Consider the following 19,524-nt stretch of genomic DNA (forward strand, 5'->3'; position numbering starts at 1 on the left):
GCCGGGCGGGGGAGCGTCGGCGGCATCCCCGCGGCCGACCTCGCCGCCCGCTCGGTCAGCGCCGCCGCATCTCGGCGGTCGCGAGCACACTGACGTCGGGGTCGAACACCAAGCCCTCCGCGTCTCCGGCCCCGGGAATCCGCAGCATCGCCTCTCGCGTCTCCACCCGGACGCGCGCCCGCCGCCCATCGGCCCCACCGCCCTCGACCTCGAACTCGATATCGAGCGTGAAGGTGGGCCACTCCGGCGGCTGCACCTGGCGGATCGACACCATCAGTTCCGACCCCTCCGGTTCCCATTCGATCTCGAGCCGCGGGTGCCCCGGCCCGCGCACCCACTGGTCGAAGAACCACCCCAGTTCCTGTCCGGAAGCCGCCTCGAAGGCCGCGTGCACGTCCGCGGTCAGCGCCACGCCATGCAGATGACGGGCGTAGTACTCGCGTATACCGCGGAAGAAGGCCTCGTCCCCCACCTGTCCGCGCAGCATGTGGAGCAGCCAGGCGCCCTTCTGGTAGTTGTTCCGGTTCAGCAGGTCGAAGAGCTGGTTGGAGCTGGAGTCGACGATCGCCTGCCCGACGACGTCCGACCCGACCGCGACTTCGCGGCTGTTGCTCATGAGCGACCGGAACGCCTCCACACCGTCCCGCGCCTCGAAGTAGAGCGGGCTGAAGTAGCTCGCGAAGCCCTCGCTGACCCACAGGTGGCTCCAGGAGGCCGGGCTCACCGCGTCGCCGAACCACTGGTGCGCCGTCTCGTGGGCGATGACGCCTTCGCCCATGCGACGCTCCTCCCAGGCGCCCCGTCCGTAGAAGATCGCGCTCGAGTTCTCCATCCCGCCGAAGCGGGTCGAAGACTCCACGTGCGCGAGCTTCTCGTACGGATAGGGCCCGATCAGCTCGCTGTAGTAGTCGAGCATGTCGGGTGCGCGGGAGAAGCGCTCGGCCCCGTAGTCGCCGTCGCCGGCCAGCGCCCACACGCTCACCTCGGCGCACGCGTCGCCGCCGCCCGGGTCGGGAGGCGCCGCGGGGGAGAGACCGCACCCCGCCTCGCCGAGCGGCCGCCGCTCGAAGCGCGCCATCCCGACGACCATCGTATAGGAGGGGATCGGCGCCGCGGGGTCCGTCTCCCAGATCCACGTCGTCCCTCCCTCCGCTCCGGGCCCCCTTTCGACGAGCCGCCCGTTGGCGATGACCTCGAACCCCTCCGGCGCCAGCACCTCGAAGCGGGCCGTCGCCTTGTCGAGCGGATGGTCGTTGGAAGGGAACCACCAGCGCGCCCGGTTCGGCCAGTTGTCAGCGAACACGGCCGGTTCGCCGTCGCGGTCCTCGCCGAAGAAGAGGCCGTTGTCCGGAGTGCCCCCGTATTCGATGCGGATCTCGCGTTCGGTGACGTCGGCGGAGGGTTCGAACGGTCCGATGGTGAGGACCGCCCCGCCCCGCCCGAACTCCGCCGGGGCGCCGTCGAGCAGGACCGATCCCACCTCCAGTCCGATGAAGTCGAGGTCCACGCGGTCCACGCCCGCGGCCACGTCGCCGCGCAGCGTCGCGACGGCGTCGAATCGCCCCGAGGTCGGACGGGAGAGGTCGAGTTCGAGCCGGTAGTGCGCGATGTCGTAGCGCGCGCGGTCCGCCGCCCCCCGCACTTCGAGCCCGGGCTCGGGGGCGACGGACGCCGCGTCGAGCGCCTCCCGGGCGGCGGGAATCGGGGTCGGGCGCGGTCCGTCCGGGGCCGGCCGGCAGCCTGTCGACAGCCCGAGGAGGAGGAGCATGACGGAGAAACCGGCTGACCGCACGGGGTTGGCGGACCGGCTCCCCGCTTGCGGAGCGGCCTCCCGCTCCCCACCGTGGCGGCGCAGCCGTCGCCGGATGAAAGCCCGGCGTCCGTCGAATTCACTCGCGAAACGAAGTCTGCTCATCGCATCCGCTCCTGGAAAGACGCCTGCCTCGCGCGGGCCGTTCGCCCCGACCTCGCACCACGACGCATGAGACTCTACGCCCGTGAGTGAGGAGCGCCACCCCTTCGCCGGACTCGGTCTCGCCCCGGCGCTCGTCGAGGCGGTCGAGCGCGCCGGCTACGTGGAACCGACCGAGATCCAACGCCAGGCGATCCCGGCCATCCTCGCCGGGCACGATGTCCTCGGGACCGCCCACACCGGGACCGGGAAGACGGCGGCGTTCACCCTCCCGGCCGTGCAGCGCCTCGCGGCGACCGAGGATTCCAGCGCGCCGCGCGGCCTCGTCGTCGCTCCGACGCGCGAACTCGCGCAGCAGGTGGGCGCCGCCATCACGACCTACGGCGCGGCGTCCTCCATCGAAGCGGTGGTCATCCACGGGGGCACCCCGCTCGGACCGGAGAAGGAGGAACTCGCGTTCGGGTGCGACATCCTCATCGCGACGCCCGGCCGCCTGCTCGACCACCTGAAGCGCGGCAACGCGGATCTGTCGCGCATCGAAGTCCTCGTCCTCGACGAGGCGGACCGGATGCTCGACATGGGGTTCATCGACGATGTGAAGGAGATCGTCCGGCGAACCCCGGCCGACAGGCAGACCCTCCTCTTCTCCGCCACGATGCCGAGCGGGGTGCGCTGGCTCGCTCACGAACTGATGACGGACCCCGAGGAGGTCCAGGTGGGCCGCGAGACCGCTGCGGCAGGGATCCGCCAGGTGCTGCATCCCGTCGACTGGTCGCAGAAGCACGCCCTCCTGCATCACCTCCTCGAGGCGTGGCCGGAGGGCCAGGTGCTCGTCTTCACGCGCACGCGGGTGACCGCGACCTACCTGGCCGACTATCTGCGGGCGCGCGACGTGTCGGTGGCGGGCCTGCACGGGGGCAAGCATCAGGATCAACGGGACAAGGCCCTGCGCAGGTTCCGCGAGGGGACGGTCCGGGTGCTGGTCGCGACCAACGTGGCCGCGCGGGGCCTCGACATCCTCGGCATCCGGCATGTGGTCAACTTCGACGTGCCCGAAGACCCGCGGGACTACGTGCACCGCGTCGGCCGGACCGCTCGCGGCGACGACACCGGCGATGCGGTCACGCTCATGGCCTCGAGCGACTGGGTCGAGATCCGGGCCATCGAGCGTCTCCTCGGCGAGAGCATCGAGCGCCGCGCCGTGCCGGGCTTCGAACCCGATGTCGTCCCGCCGCCCCCCGAGGAGGAGCCCGACGAGCGACCGGAACCCTCGGCCCTCCGGCGCGGCATCCGGCGGCGGCGCTAGCTCTGGGGTGAAGATCGGCCAGCTCATGACCGACAACGGATCGGCGCACCGCTCGAAGCGGTGCCCCTGTGTCGGCCCAGGCCAATCAAAAATGCGATGTTGAATTGGCATAGGGCTTCACAGGGACTTCCAGCCAACAACCCGGGTCCTCTGCCGGAGGTGTCCAGATGTCTCTCGATCTCAGCGTCCGCCACCGTTGCGTCCGCCGCCGTCGCGCTCGCCGCCGCTCCCACCGCCGCGCGGGCGGCCTCGGAGTCGTGGTCGCCGCCGCCCTCCTCGTGGCGCTCCCCTCGGTCGCCGAAGCCCAGCGCACCGCGAAGCCGGTGCTGCACGGGCGCCACTGGATGGCGATCACCGGCAAGCCCCTCGGTGCCACCGCCGGAGCGCGCATGTTCCACCAGGGCGGGAACGCGGTTGACGCCGCGGCGGCCATGCTCGCCGCGACCTCCACCATGTGGGACGTGCTGTCGTGGGGCGGAGAGACGCAGGCCCTCATCTACCACCCGGGGGAGCAGCGCGTGATCGGGCTCAACGCGCTCGGCGTGGCCCCCACGGACGCCACCCCCGCACACTACCGGTCGGAGGGACACGAGGACTTCCCGCCCGAGTTCGGCCCCCTCGCGGCGGTGACCCCGGGCACGCCGGGCGGGCTCATGACGATGCTCGCCGAGTGGGGCACGCTGAGCCTCGCCGACGTCCTCCAGCCCTCGATCGAGATGGCGGAGGGGTATCCGATCGAGGCGGATCCGGTCCGGCGCATCCGGGACTCGCGGGACGAGATCCGCCAGTGGCCCTCCTCGGTGGCGGTCTACTTCACCCACCCCGGGGACCCCGACGACCCGGGCCCACGCGAGGGCGAGATCTTCCGGCAGCCCGGCCTCAAGCGGACGCTCGAGCGTCTCGTGGCCGCCGAAGCCGAGGCGCTCGCGGCCGGCGCCGACCGCCGCGAGGCGATCCATGCGGCCTACGACGCCTTCTATCGCGGCGACATCGCGGCCGATTTCGTGGCGGGCGCCCGCGCGGCGGGGGCGCTGATCACGATGGAGGACATGGCGAGCTGGCAGGTCCATATCGAGGAGCCCGTCACCACCAACTACAAGGGGATCGACGTCTACAAGCTCACGACCTGGGTCCAGGGACCCGTGATGCTGCAGGCGCTCAACATGGTCGAGCAGCTCGACGTCCGGTCCATGGGCTACAACAGCGCGAACTACCTGCATGCCCTCTATCAGGTGATGAACCTCTCCTTCGCCGACCGCGACTTCTACTACGGCGACCCGTACTTTCCGCCCGAGGAGCCGGTCGAGGGCCTCCTCTCGAAGGACTACGCGAAGGCGCGCCTCGGCATGATCGACTGGGAGCGGAACGATCCGACCGCCGGCCCCGGGGATCCGTATCCCTTCCAGGGCGGCGAGAACCCATTCCTCCACCTCCTCGAGCGCTGGGGAGAGCGGAGCGAGGTGACGACGGAAGACGGCGCGGCGGAAATGGACGCAACGGCCCACGCGGCGCTCGACGAGGACTTCTACCTCGGGACGACCTCGGTGCAGACGGCCGATGCCGAAGGCTGGGTCGTCTCGATCACGCCGTCGGGCGGGTGGATTCCCGCCGTGATCGCGGGCGAGACCGGGATCGGACTCTCACAGCGGGCCCAGAGTTTCGTGCTCGATGAAGCGGACAACCCGTACAACGTGATGGAGCCGGGGAAGCGGCCGCGCGCCACGCTCACGCCCGGCATGGCGCTCAGGGACGGCCGGCCGTTCCTCTCCTTCGCGGTCCAGGGCGGCGACGGGCAGGACCAGAACCTGCTCCAGTTCTTCCTCAACGTGGTCGAGTGGGAGATGAACGTGCAGCAGGCGGTCGAGGCGCCGAACATGAACAGCTACCAGATGCGCGGCTCGTTCGGCGAGCACGAAACGCGGCCGGGACGGATGCTCCTGCAGGACGCGACGCCGCCGTGGGTCCGCTCCGCCCTCGCATCGATGGGCTACGACCTGACGTTCTCCGAGCGCACGTCGGGACCGATCAACGCGATCTTCTTCGACTGGGAGAACGGTGCCTTCTGGGGCGGCTCCAGCCACCACGGCGACGACTACGGCATCGCGTGGTGAGCGCCGGGTGAGCGCGACGCGCCCGCTATTCGCCCAGATCCATCACGTCGAACAGGTCGTATCGCGCTCCGGGCCCCGGACCCGGGACGCCGCCGTCCCCTTCGGCGGGCCGCAGTTCGTCCGGGTTCGCGGGGCGACGCAGATGCCAGTCCATCGCCCGCTGGTACGCCGCGATGGCCGACAGGAGGTGGTGCTCCGAGTAGGGCTCGGCGCCGAACATCGCCCCGATCGGTCGCGGATAGCCGGTCGACTCCGTCTCGAACCCGATCGGGAAGCCGATGAGCGGCAGCCCCACCATGTCGAAGGGGAAGGGCTGCGTCTGCGTCACCAGATCGCAGCGGCCGAACACCTCGTCGAGGATCTCCTCGAGGAGGATGAGCCGGGCCCGTGACCCGCGCACGTACTCCGCGGCGGGGAGGAGGAGCCCGTTGATCCACGGGGCGAGCGAGACACCGAACTTCCGCACGTCGTCGCGCAGGTGCTCGAGGAAGATCTCCGAGCGCTCCGGGAGGCGCACGTTGTTGAAGTTGAAGCTGGTCAGCGTCTCCCAGTGGGTCGGGAAGTCGAGTTCGATGACTTCGGCCCCCAGTTCCTCCAGCGTCGCGAGCATCCGCCGCCGCGCCTCCGCCGTCGCCACCTCCCGCCGGTAGGCGGCCTGCGTGCGTTCGCGCCGGGGGAAGGAACTCCCGATGCGGTCGATGTCGGGGTCCGGCTCGGGCTCGGGACCGGCGGGCGGCTCCGGCTCGTCGAGGTATCCGGGCAGCACGCCGATCCGGACCGGTCCCCCGCGCTCCGGATGGACGAGCGGCCGTCCGTCGCCGCCGCCGTCGCGCACGGCCCCGATGTAGTCCGGGACGGGCGGCAGCCCCAGCGAGCGCGGGTCCAGCGGATCCGGCCCCGCCATCACCTGCAGCATCGCGGCCGCGTCCACCGCGTCGCGCGCCAGCGGCCCGGGGTGGTCGCGCGTGTAGGTAAGCGGGAGGACGCCGTACAGCGACACGCGGCCCATCGTCGGCTTGATCCCGGTCAGCCCCTGGGCGTTCGAGGGGTTCGTGATCGACCCGCCCGTCTGTGTGCCCGTGCTCGAGGCGGCCATGCGGGCCGCGACCGCCGTCGCCGACCCGCTCGACGAGCCGCTCGGGCTCACGTCCTCGTGGTGCGGGGCCCACGCGTTGGCCGTCGTGCGCTCCCCGGTGGGCGTACTCGCGGCCGTCGTCGCGAGCGGTCCCATCTGCGTCTTGCCGAGCAGGATCGCGCCCGCATCCCGGAGCCGGGCCCAGGCGGTCGCGTCGAAGTCCGGCACGAAACCCTCGAAGATGAACGAGTTCGCCGTCGTCCGGACCCCCGCGGTGAAGAAGTTGTCCTTGATCGCGAGCGGTACGCCCGTCAGGGGACCGCTGCCGCGCGTCCGGTCGGCCATCCGCGCCGCATCGAGGGCGGCCTCCGAGACCACGGTGTTGAACGCCTGGTAGCGGGGGTCCCAGCGCCCGATCCGCCGGAGATACGCCTCCACCAGTTCGACCGCGCTCACGTCGCGGCCCCGCATGAGGCGCGCCGCCTCGACGAGCGTGAGTTCGGTGAGATCCGTGGGCTGGGGGCGGTCCGCGGCCGGAAGATCGAACTCCGGTGATCGTAACCCGTCACGCGGCGCGGCCGCGCGCCCGGCCGCACGCCCGGCGGGGGCGAACAGCACGGCCCCACCCAGGGCCCGTGGTGTCGCGATCGCCGTCGCGCTCAACGCCGTCATCCGCTCCAGGAAGCGGCGCCGGTTCAGCTCACCCACGGTTCCACGCGCCCATTTCGGAGGGATAGAGGGCGGGCGCGGGCCCCATGGCGTCGAGTTCGAAATCGGCGATGGCCCCCGGCGTCGAGCGCAGGAAGCGGCGCGCGGACGCCATGATACGCCGTTGATCGGCCGGCGCATCCTCGTCGTCGTCAGGGAGGACCGAGAGATCGACGCCGAGCAGCGCCAGACGCGTGCGGATGTACGCGTCGAGCTGTTCGTCCGTCAGCTCCTGCACGGCCGCGGCGGATCGCGGCGGAGCCTGTCGGCGGGCCATGGCGCCTCCGTGGGCAGGGTGTTCGGAAGGATCATGACTTCGGCGACCGCCCCGCGCCACGGTCCAACCCGCCTTGGCGCATTCCCGGCTGCGGTCCGGACACCTAGATTGACTGCAGCCGCGGCCCGAGAGTCCGCGGCGCGTGGGGCGTAAGGAGAGACCTATGGCTTACCGAAGCGACGAAACGGGGCGGATGGGATGCCCGCGTGCGTTGGCCGGTGTCGCCTTCGCCTTGCTGTTCATCGTCTCCGGGGCGATGGCGGGCCAGCACAGCCACGCGGATACGGCCGAATCGCCGGCCGCGTGTGCCGTCTGTGCGTCAACGCATCAGGCTCCTGTCCTCGCAGCCCCCACGCAGCTCCCTGACCTCAGGCTCGACGATCGGTCGACGCCGCCGGACGGCGGTTCCCGACTCGCCGTTCGGCCCGCGGCCGCGAGCCCCGACCGCGCCCGCGCTCCCCCCCCCGCTCTCTCCCTCTGACCAACTGAATCCGACAGCCAGGCACGTTCGAATGCGGCGTCGACCCGGTGGTGGTCGGCCCGACGTGCCGGCGTCATCCGAGAAGAAACGGAGATCCGCCCGTCCCGGGACGCCCTCCCTGACGCGCGGATCGGGAGAGGACAATGAAGAGATCATTCACGAGTGGTCTGTGGACCGCGTGTCTTGCCGTGTCATCCATCCTCGTCGCGGCTCCCGCGATCGCAGCCCAGCAATCCGGCGAGATCCGCATCCGCATCGTCGATGTCGAGGGTAACCCGGTCGAGGAGGCCGATGTCAGAGTGTTGGGTCTGGGTCGGGTGCTGCACGTCGAGGGCAACGAAGAGGCGCGCTTCGAGCGGGTCCCCGCCGGAGAATACCTGATCGAGGTCGAGAGCCCCCGTGCGGGGCGCGGCATCCGGGCGGTTCAGGTCATCGCCGGAGAGGCAATCGAGGTGACCGTCACCGTGTCGCTGTTCTTCCACGGACAGGAACTCATCGTCTCGGTCGGGGGGGGCACCCAGGCCGACCTGTACACACCGAGCCACGTCGAGCGCGGCATCGACCTCAGGGCCTCGGCGCAGACCAGCCTCGGAGAAACGCTCGCCGACCAGCCCGGCGTGAACTCCTCCTATCATGGACCCGGAAGCTCACGCCCGCTCATTCGCGGACTCGGCGGGTCGCGGGTGCGTGTGCTCGAATCGGGTCTGGGATCGGGAGACGCCTCCACGACGAGTCCGGATCACGCCCCGAGCGTGGAAGCGATGGCCGCCGACCGGATCGAGGTCATCCGCGGGCCCGCGACACTCCTCTACGGCGGTTCGGCGGTCGGTGGGGTCGTCAATGTCGAGGATGGACGGGTGCCGCGAGAGATCCCGGCTCACCCGCTCATCGCCACCATGACGTTGAGGGGCGGCACCGTCGCCGACGAACGCAACGTCGCGGGCCGCGTCGACGGCGCGGCCGGACGGATCGCGCTGCACCTCAGCGGGCTCTACCGGAAGACGCAGGACTACGCCATCCCGGGCCTCGCCTCCATCGACGAGCTTCACCCGCCAGGCGAGGATGAGGATGAGGAGGATGAGGAGGGGCCCGAGGAGGCGCTCCCCGGGAGCCTCCCCAACAGTTCCGTCGAGACGGCGAGGTTCGCGGGCGGACTCTCCTACGTCGGGGACAACGGTTTCATCGGCGCCTCCTTCCTCGGATACGACAGCGACTACGGCGTTCCGGGCGGTCATGGGCACGGGGAGGAAGAAGGGGAGGACCACGACGACGAAGAAGATGAAGAAGAGGGACACGCCGAGGAGGAGGGAGACGTGCGCGTCGACCTCCGGCAGCGGCGAGCCGACTTCATGGCCGGCTGGCGCCTGGGCGGCGTTTTCCTGAAGGGTGTCGAGGCCCGCTTCGGGGTGACGGACTATCAGCACTTCGAGATCCTCGTGGACGAGCTCTCGGGTGACCGCGACATCGAGACCCGGTTCTTCAACAACGAGTGGGAAGGACGGCTGCACGTCGAACACGCGCTCGCGGAAGGCAGTCGCGGCGCCTTCGGAATCCACGCCCGCAACCGCGACTTCGAGGCGATCGGCGAGGAAGCCTTCGTGCCGCCTTCCTCGACGCTCGAGTTCGCCGCCTTCCTGTTCGAGGAGTTCAGCGTCGGACGATTCGGACTCCAGACCGGCGCGCGGTTCGAGACCCGGGCAACCGAAGCCGAGGGTGTCGCCAGGAGAAGAAACGACCGCGGCTTCTCCGCATCCCTCGGCGGCGTGTTCGAGGCCTCCGAGGCGGTCTCGTTCGTCGTCAGCGCGGCCCGTTCGGCGAAGCTGCCGTCGGCCGAGGAGTTGTTCTCGAACGGGCCGCACCTGGCCACGCAGGTGTTCGAACTCGGCGATCCGGAGCTGGAGTCGGAGTTGGGGCTCAGCCTCGACGCCGCCATCCGGATCGGCACGGAATCCGTCCGGACCGAGCTGAGCGTCTTCTCGAACTCGTTCGACGGCTTCACCTACCAGGCGTTCACCGGCGAGGAGGAAGACGGCCTCGTGGTGGCCCTGTGGTCCCAGGCGGACGCGGTCTTCACGGGATTCGAGGCGCATGCCGAAGTGGAGTTGTTCCACTACGGGGACGGACACTTCGTGCTCGACGCCTTCGGCGACTACGTACGCGCCGAACTCACCGCGAACGACCAGCCGCTCCCGCGCATTCCTCCGTTTCGCTTCGGCGCGGGCCTGGGATACGAGTCTCCCGCATGGCACGGCCACGTTCGGGCCAGGCGCACGGCCGGCCAGGAGCGGGTGGCGGCGTTCGAGGAGCCGACGGACGGGTATACCCTGATCGACGCGAGTGCCGGATATCGGATCTTCCAGGGTCGGGTGGCGCACGACATCGTGCTCTCGGGGACGAATCTGACCGACCGGGAGGCGCGGAGTCACACCTCGTTCCTCAAGGAACTGGCGCCGTTTCCCGGGCGGGAGATTCGCCTCACGTACCAGCTGAGCTTCTAACGGGCTGCCGGCGATCCATGGTGACGTGCGAGCGCGGGCGCCGGGGGGTTTGCCGCCGAACGGCGCCCGCGCTAACGTTCACGACAGCCCGTGGCGGCAGGGCTTGCGCCGCGGGCCGCGTGATGTGGGGCCGCATTTCTTGAGCCAACAATTGCCCATAGAGTCTCCGATCCGGAGGCGGACGTCATGCCCCGCGGGGGACGACGAAGACCGAAGGTAGGGGGCGAACCGTTTATCGGAGGGCTTCAAGAAATCACCTTGCATCCGCCCGGCAGTCCGCGACGAAACCCCGCGCCGCTCGAATGCAGCGGGGCTTTCGCCACGGGCTGCCTACCAGAAGGGGTGGCCCACGGGTCGCCCCTTTTGCATCGGGGGTGCCCCGTGAATGGAGCGGGACTCCGCCACGGCCCGCTGGACCATTGGAGGGCGTCTTGAGCGAAGAAAGCCTGGCGCGTCGTCGGGTGGACCCGAGGACCAGGCTCGCCGTCGATCCGGCGAAGGTCGAGACCGACAACGAGGATCTCCTCGCTCGTCTCGTCCGCGAACAACTCGAGCTCCTGGGCGAGGATCCCCGGCGCGAGGGTCTGGTCCGCACACCCGCGCGCGTGGCCGGGGCCATGCAGTTCCTCACGCGCGGTTACGCGCAGACGGTCGACGAGGTGATCGGAGCCGCGATCTTCGAGGAACCCCACGACTCGATGGTCATGGTCAGGGACATCGAGGTGTACTCGCTCTGCGAGCATCACATGCTGCCTTTTTTCGGCAAGGCGCACATCGCCTACATCCCCGATGGCCGCATCGTCGGGATCTCGAAGTTCCCCCGCATCGTGGATGTGTTCGCCCGCCGGCTTCAACTGCAGGAGCGCCTCACGGAGCAGATCGCCCAGGCGATCGAGGACGTGCTGAAGCCGCAAGGCGTGGGGGTCGTCGTCGAGGCCAAGCACCTGTGCATGATGATGCGGGGCGTGGAGAAGCAGAACTCGAAGACGATCACGAGTGCCGTCCGCGGCCTGTTCCGGCGAGACTACCGGACGCGCGCGGAGTTCCTGCGCCTCGCCTATTCCCCCGACGCCTGACGGCCGCCGGCCGCGGCCGGGCTGACCCCGGGCGGCCGGAGCGGCGATCCCGTGTTCCTCGAACTCGCTGAAGTCCTCGACTGTCCCGACTGCCGGGCCTCGGCCGGCCTGGTGGCGTTCGTCGATCGGGCCGAGCGTCAACGGGTGATCGAAGGGCGGCTCGGGTGTCCCCTGTGCGAGATCGAAGTGCCGATCCGCCGCGGAACGATGCGGTTCGATCTCTCGGGAGCCGCGCGGCGGGCTTCCGGGGCCGGGTCGGCCGACCCGGCCCGCCCCGGTCCGCCGCTGCCCGGTCCGCCGCTGCCCGGTCCGCCGCTGCCCGGTCCGCCGCTGCCCGGCCCGGCTGCGGAGACCGCGCTGCGGATCGCCGCGCTGCTCGGCGTGACCGACCGGGCCGGCCAGGTGGTCCTGCTGGGCCCGGGTCTGGCCGGGCACGCGGGCCGGCTCGCCCGCATGGGGGACCGCCTCGAGGTCGTGGTCTGGCTGGATGCCCGGGGCGACCCGGCCGCGCCGGGCGTCGCCGACCTCGAAGCGGGCGTGGACCCGCTGCTCGGCGCCGCACCGGGCGGCTGGCCCGTCAGGTCGGGCGCGCTGCACGGGGTCGCGCTCACCGGACCGCTGGCGCTCGACCTGACCGAGATCGAGCGCTGCGTTCGCCCGGGCGCGCGTCTCTTCGTGGCTGAGCCGACTTCGGAGGACCTCGAGGCGCTGTCGGAGTCCGGCTTCGGGGAGCTGGCCGCGGACCCCACGGCCTGGGTCGGCGAACGCCGCTGACATCGCCGGGTTGGACGCCGGACGGTTCGCTCACGCCGATAGGCGTTGCCCCAGCTTGACAAGACTGTATAATCCCCAGTGTCCAGATGTACGAGCGAATCAGGATCGGGGGCGGGGAGGTCCCCGGCTCGCTTCGGGGGGTGGGTATGACGCGGTGGAAGATCTGGAGCAGGAACGGTGGGCGTCGGGGGGGGGAGCCGGACTACTATGAGGAGGGCGTCGACCTCGTCCGGCAGAGGCTCTATCACGAGGCGCTGATCACTTTCCGTCTTTCCCTCAAACACGAACCGCGGCACGCCGCCACGCTGGAGCAGATGGCCGTGGTCTACACGCATATCGGACTTGCGGACGAAGCCGTCCGGACCTACGCGGCCGCTCTGCAAGAGCGTCCCCGCAGCCCCGCCGCCCATTACGGGCTGGCATTCCTTCTTCTGAGGAAGGGAGCCGAAGGGGAGGCCAGGCGGCACCTGGAGGAATTCCTCGTCCTGGCCCGCGCGGACCGGGAGGAGCCGCGACACCTCGAGCACGCCCGCCGGACCCTGCAACGACTCGGCGCTCCGGTCGCCGAGGCGGCGACGAACTGAGAGCCGCCGCCGCGTGCACGTCTCGACCCCCCTTCCCGAAGACCACCGCCCCGGCACCCTCCCTGAACTCTTTCTGAACGGACTTTCCCGCCCGCGGGCCGACGCGGCCCGCACGCGAGGGTCCGATGGCGTCTGGACATCGATCTCCACAGATGAGATCGGGCGACGCGCGCGGGCGCTCGCGCTGGGACTGAGGGCGAAGGGCTTCGCGAGCGGCGACCGCATCGCGATCCTCGCGCAGACTCGGATCGAGTGGGCGCTGTCGGACTGGGGCATCGTCATGGCGGGTCTCCCCTCCGTGCCCGTCTATCCGGTGCTCCCCGCCGAGCAGGTCCAGTACATCCTGTCCGACTCGGGCGCCCGCGCCGTTTTCGTCGAAGATCAGGAACAGCTGGACAAGATCGCGGAAATCGAAGCTGATCTCCCCGCGCTGGAGCTGGCGATCGCGTTCGAACCGGTGACGGCGCCCTCCGGCTCCGCCCTCGAGACGATGCAGCTCGACGAGTTGTCGAGACTGGGAGAGGCCGCGCCCGAGGCGCTCGCGAGGACGTACGAATCCCACGCGCGAGAGACGCGCCCGGAGGACCTGGCGACGCTCATCTACACGTCGGGCACGACCGGCGACCCGAAGGGGGTGATGCTCACGCACGGCAACTTCCACTCCAACGCCGACCTCGCCCTGCGCGTCTTCCCGATCGGCCCGGGCGATGTGGCCCTCGGGCTGCTGCCGCTCGCGCACGTGTTCGAGCGCACGGTGGGGCACTACATCATGTGGCATGCCGGCGTGACGGTGGCGTACGCGGAGTCGACGAATACCGTGGCCCGCGACCTCGGAGAGGTCTCTCCCACCTTCATGGCCGCCGTGCCGCGGGTGTTCGAGAAGGTGCTCGAGAGGGCCGAAGAGGCCGCGAGGACGGCGGCGGGCGCGAAGGAGAAGATCTTCGGCTGGGCCCGGCGGGTCGGGGAGCGGCGCGCCATCGCGGATCTGGAGGGGCGGCGGACCGGACCCCTCCTCGGTCTCCAGGCCGCCGTCGCGGACCGCCTCGTCTTCTCGAAGCTGCGCGCCCGGACCGGCGGCAGGATTCGGTACTTCGCGAGCGGCGGCGCGCCGCTCCCGCCGGCGGTGGGCCTCTTCTTCTTCGGTGCCGGCCTCCGGGTCGTGGAGGGGTACGGGCTGACCGAGACCTCGCCCGTCCTCACCTTCAATCCGGTCGACGCCATCCGCCTCGGCACCGTCGGAAAACCGATCCCGGGCACGGAAATCCGCATCGCCGAGGACGGGGAGATCCTCGCCCGCGGGCCGCAGATCATGGCGGGCTACTTCAACAGGCCCGAGGCGACGGCCGAAGCGATCGACGAAGACGGCTGGTTCCACACCGGAGACGTGGGGGAGATCGACGATCACGGGTACGTCAGGATCACGGATCGCAAGAAGGACCTGCTGATCACGGCCTACGGCAAGAACATCGCGCCGCAGCCAATCGAATCCGGGATCAAGCGCCACCCGCTGGTCGCCGAGGCCGTGATGCTGGGGGACCAGCGCAAGTTCCCGATCGTCGTCATCGTGCCGGAGTACGCGGTCCTGCGCCCGCAGTTGCACGGCGTGGAGGAGGCGGCGGACGCCGATCTGGCTACGGACCCGCGGACCCGGGGCCTCCTCCGACGGGCGGTGCGGGAGTGCTGCCGCGAGTTCGCGCACTACGAACAGCCGCGCGAGGTGCTCGTCGTCCCCGGTCCGTTCACGATCGAGGGCGGGGAGTTGACCCCGACCCTCAAGGTGAAGCGCCGCGTCATCCAGACCCGCTTCGCCGACGCGATCGACGCGCTCTACGAGCGGGCCGAGGACGCCATGAGCCGGCGGGAGAAAGAGCGGGACGGCCCGTGAGCGAGGTCGTGGTCGGGTTCATGACCGCGCCCGACCGCGAACAGCTCGTGGGGATCGGACGGGCGCTCGTCGCCGAACGGCTCATCGCCTGCCTGAACGTCGTCGAGGGGGTGACGTCCGTCTATCGCTGGGACGACCAGCTGCGGGAGGACGCGGAGGCCCTCGGGATCCTCAAGACGACGGCCGCCCGCATCGACGCCGTCGGAAGGCGGGTTCGCGACCTCCACCCCTACGACGTGCCCGAGATCCTCTTCCTCCCCGTGGCCGCCGGCTCCGAACCCTACCTCGACTGGGTCCGCGGGGAGGTGGATCGCTAGCTCCCGGCCGCCCGCGGGGGACGGCGCCGCGCCCTCAGCGCGCCGTCTCGTTCTCCGATCTGTACCAGAGCCAGAAGAGGACGCCCGCCGCCGTCCACAGGATGGCGCCGCCCCCGATCCTCATGAGCAGCCCCGCCAGCCGCTGGTCCTCGCCCGCCGAGAGGATACCGACCGGGGGGGCCAGTTCGTACGTCGCGTAGAACGGAAGCTCCGCGAACGTGAGGAAGACGTAGGGGAGGGTCATCAGCACCGTGCTCGCGATCAGGTAGCAGATGCGGACCCCGAACGGGAAGCGCGGGCGGTGCGGGACCGGGCTCACCACGGGCCACCAGAAGACGAGGCCGGCGCCCAGCCAGGCCATGTCGAGTACGAGTGATCCCGCCTGCGAACCCATGAGTCCGTCCACCACGCCCGGCCAGTGGGTCGCGATGACGACCGTGTTGAAGAGGAGGAGCGCGATCAGCGGCCGCGAGAGAGCGCCGGCGACGCCCGCCAGCCGGCTGCCGGCCGCGCGTTCGAGCGCTCTCCGGGGAAGACCCGCGATCAGGAGCGGCGGAGCGAGGAGGGCGATGAGGAGGAACTGCACCATGTGCACCGAGGCCAGATAGCCCGAGCCCAGCGCGCCCACCGGCCAGTCGAGCGCGACCCAGAGCGCGAGCGCGCCGACGCCGAACCGCGTGAGTTCCGGCCGCGAGGGCCGCGAGCCGCGGGTGAACCGCCGGTAGGCCAGGAACAGGAGCGCGATGAACAGCCACACGCCGGGGTAGGGACGCCACGACCAGCTCCAGGGGATCCCCTGGGCGGCGCACCACCATTGCATGGCGAGGGGTCAGCCGCCCGCTTCGTCCGCCGGACGCGGCGCGGTCCGGTGGAGACGCAGCAGGATGGGCAGATCGTGCCTCCAGTCCGTCTGGCGCACGCCGCCGGGATACAGCGCACGTACGACGGCGTCCCTCGCGATCGCCACGACCGGCGTGGCGTGACCCACGTCGTACGGTTCACCGCTCCCCGGCGCGGGCGGATCTCCCTCGATCCTCGCCGCCGGGAGGTGGAAGGCGGCCTGGACCTCGTTCACCGCTTCCATGTCGCCGCGGAGTCCGACGAAGGACCGGTCGAAGCGGTCGAGCCACGCCCGCAGCCGTTCAGGCGTATCCCGCGCAGGGTCGGTGGTGACGAAGACGACCTTGATCGCGCGCCGGTCCCCGTACGCCAGATCGTCGAGCGCCGCGCTCAGCACCGCCATCTGCACCGGGCAAATGTCCGGACACCAGGTGTAGCCGAAGAAGAGGAGCGTGAGAGACCCCGCGGTCTCGCTCCGGAAGTCGTACCGGCGTCCCTCGGTATCGAGGAGCGCGAACTCCGGCGCCTCGAAGGGGCGCTCGAGGGCGAGGCCGCGCAGCCCGCCCGCGCCCTCCGCGCGGTCGATGCCCGCGTCGGGAGCCCCGCAGCCGAAGGTCGCGCCGGCAAACGCCGCGAAGGCGAGGGTCGCGCCTGTCCGGGAGCGTGTCATCGTTCGAGCGCGTCCTACGCGAAGAGAGCGGCGAGGGAGGAGGCGATGCTGTCCAGCAACCCCCGTATGTAGTCCAGGACGGGGAAAGTGTCCAGGACGACGAGGCCGGTCCCGATCAGCGCGCCGAGGCCATAGCCGAGCCGAACGATCAGATCGAACTCGCGCTGGCTGATGTCGCGTACGAGCCGCTCGATCCGCTGGATCGGGAAGTTCTCGATCTTGGTGGAGATCCGCTCCGCGATCCGGATGCGCTCCGCCACCTCGGGCACGCGCCCGGCCACCCAGTCCCAGGTCGGCGCGGCCATGGTGTCCGCGAGCCGCACCGCCGCGTCCTCGCGCAGGATGCGGTCCAGACGGCCGATCGGCGTGCGGAGCAGGCGATCCGCGACCGGTTCCGCGATCGAGTCGAAGAGCGCGCGCCCCGCCTCGGAGCGGAACCCCGCCGCGAGCGCACTCGCCACTCGATCCGCCGGCACGGCCCGCAGCACGTCCGCCCAGCTGCGTTCGGCGAAGCGCTCGAGCAGTTCCTCGAGCTGGTCCATCAGGAAAGCTCGTGATCCGGGGTCGCGGGCCGCCCCCACGAGCCACCCCGCGATCGAGTCGAGCGCGCTCTCGACCTGGGGGTCGCCCGCGACGCCGAACACCTCCGACGGGGGGTGTCGCAGGAACTCGACCACGCCTTCGTTGACGTTGCGGGCGATGGCCGACTGCACCTCCCCTTCGCGCAACACCTTCCCCAGGCGGTCGGCCCCCTCCGTCTGAAGCGTGTTCAGCGCGCGCGTCACGGTGTCTTCGGTGACGACGAGGCGGGCGACGACGCGCTGGTGGAATCGGAGATCCTGCATGAAGCGGGCGAGCAGCTCGCCGATCAGCCGCTCGATCCGCTCGCGCGCCCCGGGATCGTCGAGCAGTCGGCTCAGCCGCTCGATGGCGACCGGGAGGTAGTCCCGGATGGCGTGTTCGAGTGCGGCCACCAGCCCCGGCGGAACGAGCTGCTCGAACGTCCGGTCCGGTCTCAGCATGTGCCGCGCCGCCTCGTCGAGGTGACGCCGCACCGTGGCCTCGAAGGCCGCGGACTCGACCAGCCGCACGAGCCCGCCCTCGATCGCCTCCTGTACGGCCGCGCGCCGCTCCGGGTCGAGCGTCCGCGACAGGGGCGCCTCGCTCAGCGACTCGCGGACCGTGTCGAGGAGTCGGGACGCCTCTTCCCGGAACTCGGGCGAGTCGAGAGCGCCCGCGAGGAACTCCCGCCCCTCCGACAGGAGCCCCATGAGGAGTCGCCGAACCTCGACGAGCGCCGCTTCGGGCAGCAGGTCCGCCAGCGCCGGCTGCTCCCGGTCGGTCAGCTCGATGGCCAATTCTCGCAGTCGTCCCTGAAACGCGGTCTCCAGTTGCTGCAGTTCGGAGGCGATGTCGTCCGGGGTCAGGAGGGTGCCGCCGACGACGTTCCCCACGGAATCGGCCAGCCGATGCTGGTTCTTCGGTACCGCGCCCTGCAGCCACCGGACCTTCCGGCCGAGAAACCGCGGCGGGCGGTAGGGGTGGAACAGCATCCAGACGGCGATCCGGTTCGTGATCCCGCCCGCAAGGGCTCCGAAGGCGATGGTGACGATGGCGCGCAGCCAGTCGATGTCCATCAGGGCGTAGGCAGCGTGGCCGAGAGCCCGGTGAAATGGAACTCCTCGCCCCCGATACGGAGGACCGCCTCCAGGCGGACCGCGGACGCGACGCCCGGCACCTCGGTCGCGAGGGGTCGAAACGTTCCCCACAGCTCCGAACCGGCGATCTCGAAGCGTCGCGTCGAGGTGGACGCGGGGTCCGGCGGCGCGAGCATCACCTCGCCCCAGGTGGCCTCGATTCCGTGCAGCCAGGTGTAGGCCACGGCGGGCTGCCCGAGCGCCCCGGCGTGGATGAGGAATCCATTCCCGAGCGAGTCGGCGAAGAGAAGGGTCTCTCCCCCCTCGGCCGTGGCGGGAATCCGCAGCGCCCGGGCGGCCCGCCGAAAGAAGAGCATGCCGGGCAACGCCTCCGGCCCCGCCTGGAGGACGCCGATTCCGAGGGACTCCCGCTGCCCGGTCGGCCCCGTCCAGACCGACACCTGTTCGCCCGCCGCGAGCCGCACGGAATCCGCGCCTTCGTCGGTCCGGTCGGGCGGTCCGGTGAAGTGGAGGCTCACGACCTGGCCGGCGTCCCCGACGCGCACGGACATCCCGGGCGCGGGCAGCAGACGCCAGGCCGCGCGGGCCACCGCCAGCGTGTCCCGGGTCAGCACTAGCGAGCGCCAGGCGCCGCCGTCGCTGACCTGGACCTCGTAGTCGCGCGACAGATGCGGCCCCCGCGCCGTCTGGTCGAACGAGCCGAAGAACGCGTTCCCGGCGCCGTCGGCGAAGAGCAGGTGCGTCAGATAACGTGCGTCCACCGGCGCCGCGAGCAGTTCACCGCCTGTTTCGTCGCTGCTCTCCGCCGTCCCATCGGGGGAGGGAGGCGCGCACGCGCACAGGATCGCGGCCGCGCACGCCGCGGGGAACGGAAGCCGCCGGATCACGATGCCCCCGGGAGTGCCTCCGATGGGGGGCCGGGTTCGGCAGTTCCGGCGGACTCCGACAATCGGGCCGCCGGCCCGAGGGCCCGGTCGAGCCACAGCAGCATGCGCCGGATCCGACGCCGGTTGGCCCCGAGGTCGAAGTCCCTCCTCCGGGCCCGCGACAACGCATCCACGCGGGTGAGGCCGTTTCCATCCAGCGCGACCCAGACCGTGAGGTCGTCGACGAACCGGAGGACCGGGTTCACGCACCTCACGCTGATCAGGCCGAGGTCTTCATCGCTGAGGACGAGCTTCCACGACGGACGTCGCCGCACGTACCTCAGCAGTTCATCCCAGACGCACGCGAACGGCGCCTGGTAGAGCCGCGGCTCGGGTCCGTCCGGACGCCGCGTGTCCGCCGAGGTGCCGCTGACCTCGCCGGCTCCGGTCGACTCGGCCCGTCCCTCCGTCATGCGGAATCTCCGT

16 protein-coding genes are annotated in these 19,524 nt (G+C 70.8%); 8 read left to right on the forward strand and 8 right to left on the reverse strand.

From position 1 onward, the window contains the following. Positions 1-55 precede the first annotated feature (55 nt). Complete coding sequence (locus tag ACOQPP_RS18445) at positions 56-1,915, reverse strand: M1 family metallopeptidase (RefSeq protein WP_419167320.1); 1,860 nt, start codon at positions 1,913-1,915, stop codon at positions 56-58. Between the two features lie 82 nt (positions 1,916-1,997). Here ACOQPP_RS18445 and ACOQPP_RS18450 point away from each other — a divergent pair, with 82 nt between their 5' ends. After that, on the forward strand, positions 1,998-3,218 hold the full coding sequence (locus ACOQPP_RS18450; RefSeq protein WP_419167319.1) for a DEAD/DEAH box helicase: 1,221 nt from the start codon (positions 1,998-2,000) through the stop codon (positions 3,216-3,218). Positions 3,219-3,385: 167 nt separating this feature from the next. Next, positions 3,386-5,329 carry a gamma-glutamyltransferase family protein gene (locus ACOQPP_RS18455; protein WP_419167318.1) on the forward strand — a complete coding sequence of 648 codons (1,944 nt, stop codon included), beginning with the start codon at positions 3,386-3,388 and terminating at the stop codon, positions 5,327-5,329. Between the two features lie 25 nt (positions 5,330-5,354). On the opposite strand, the gene ACOQPP_RS18460 is transcribed toward ACOQPP_RS18455, so the two are convergent. Both ACOQPP_RS18460 and ACOQPP_RS18465 read right to left on the reverse strand, forming a co-directional pair. After that, complete coding sequence (locus tag ACOQPP_RS18460) at positions 5,355-7,112, reverse strand: amidase (RefSeq protein WP_420637130.1); 1,758 nt, start codon at positions 7,110-7,112, stop codon at positions 5,355-5,357. Continuing rightward, positions 7,105-7,389, reverse strand: a complete 285-nt coding sequence (locus ACOQPP_RS18465; RefSeq protein ID WP_419167316.1) for a hypothetical protein — start codon at positions 7,387-7,389, stop codon at positions 7,105-7,107. Before ACOQPP_RS18465 ends, ACOQPP_RS18460 begins: the two co-directional genes overlap by 8 nt. 624 nt (positions 7,390-8,013) lie before the next feature. Between ACOQPP_RS18465 and ACOQPP_RS18470 the strand changes: the two genes are divergently transcribed. The 6 genes from ACOQPP_RS18470 (at position 8,014) to cutA (ending at position 15,004) form a co-directional block, all read left to right on the forward strand. Continuing rightward, positions 8,014-10,368 (forward strand): TonB-dependent receptor domain-containing protein, encoded by a 2,355-nt coding sequence (locus ACOQPP_RS18470; RefSeq protein WP_420637131.1) that lies wholly within the window; start codon positions 8,014-8,016, stop codon positions 10,366-10,368. 431 nt (positions 10,369-10,799) lie between these two features. After that, positions 10,800-11,444, forward strand: coding sequence for a GTP cyclohydrolase I FolE (gene folE, locus ACOQPP_RS18475; RefSeq protein WP_419167314.1), 645 nt, complete (start codon positions 10,800-10,802; stop codon positions 11,442-11,444). A gap of 51 nt (positions 11,445-11,495) precedes the next feature. Further along, complete coding sequence (locus ACOQPP_RS18480) at positions 11,496-12,218, forward strand: hypothetical protein (protein ID WP_420637132.1); 723 nt, start codon at positions 11,496-11,498, stop codon at positions 12,216-12,218. Positions 12,219-12,364: 146 nt separating this feature from the next. Further along, positions 12,365-12,802 (forward strand): tetratricopeptide repeat protein, encoded by a 438-nt coding sequence (locus tag ACOQPP_RS18485; RefSeq protein WP_419167312.1) that lies wholly within the window; start codon positions 12,365-12,367, stop codon positions 12,800-12,802. Positions 12,803-12,815: 13 nt separating this feature from the next. Continuing rightward, positions 12,816-14,687, forward strand: a complete 1,872-nt coding sequence (locus ACOQPP_RS18490; RefSeq protein ID WP_420637133.1) for an AMP-dependent synthetase/ligase — start codon at positions 12,816-12,818, stop codon at positions 14,685-14,687. Further along, positions 14,684-15,004, forward strand: a complete 321-nt coding sequence (cutA, locus tag ACOQPP_RS18495) for a divalent-cation tolerance protein CutA (RefSeq protein ID WP_420637134.1) — start codon at positions 14,684-14,686, stop codon at positions 15,002-15,004. Before ACOQPP_RS18490 ends, cutA begins: the two co-directional genes overlap by 4 nt. 34 nt (positions 15,005-15,038) lie before the next feature. On the opposite strand, the gene ACOQPP_RS18500 is transcribed toward cutA, so the two are convergent. The 5 genes from ACOQPP_RS18500 to ACOQPP_RS18520 are packed head-to-tail and all read right to left on the reverse strand — an operon-like array spanning position 15,039 to position 19,511. Further along, a complete protein-coding gene (locus ACOQPP_RS18500) occupies positions 15,039-15,824 on the reverse strand; it encodes a cytochrome c oxidase assembly protein (RefSeq protein ID WP_419167309.1) in 786 nt (261 codons plus the stop codon). 9 nt (positions 15,825-15,833) lie between these two features. After that, positions 15,834-16,514 carry an SCO family protein gene (locus ACOQPP_RS18505; RefSeq protein WP_420637135.1) on the reverse strand — a complete coding sequence of 227 codons (681 nt, stop codon included), beginning with the start codon at positions 16,512-16,514 and terminating at the stop codon, positions 15,834-15,836. 14 nt (positions 16,515-16,528) lie between these two features. Further along, positions 16,529-18,151 carry a DUF445 family protein gene (locus tag ACOQPP_RS18510; protein ID WP_420637136.1) on the reverse strand — a complete coding sequence of 541 codons (1,623 nt, stop codon included), beginning with the start codon at positions 18,149-18,151 and terminating at the stop codon, positions 16,529-16,531. Next, on the reverse strand, positions 18,151-19,059 hold the full coding sequence (locus ACOQPP_RS18515; RefSeq protein ID WP_420637137.1) for a hypothetical protein: 909 nt from the start codon (positions 19,057-19,059) through the stop codon (positions 18,151-18,153). The genes ACOQPP_RS18510 and ACOQPP_RS18515 overlap by 1 nt, the downstream gene beginning before the upstream one ends. Further along, positions 19,056-19,511, reverse strand: a complete 456-nt coding sequence (locus ACOQPP_RS18520) for a DUF1499 domain-containing protein (RefSeq protein WP_419167305.1) — start codon at positions 19,509-19,511, stop codon at positions 19,056-19,058. The genes ACOQPP_RS18515 and ACOQPP_RS18520 overlap by 4 nt, the downstream gene beginning before the upstream one ends. Between the last annotated feature and the right edge of the window lie 13 nt (positions 19,512-19,524).

Source organism: Candidatus Palauibacter sp. (assembly GCF_965222475.1).
Classification (GTDB): domain Bacteria; phylum Gemmatimonadota; class Gemmatimonadetes; order Palauibacterales; family Palauibacteraceae; genus Palauibacter.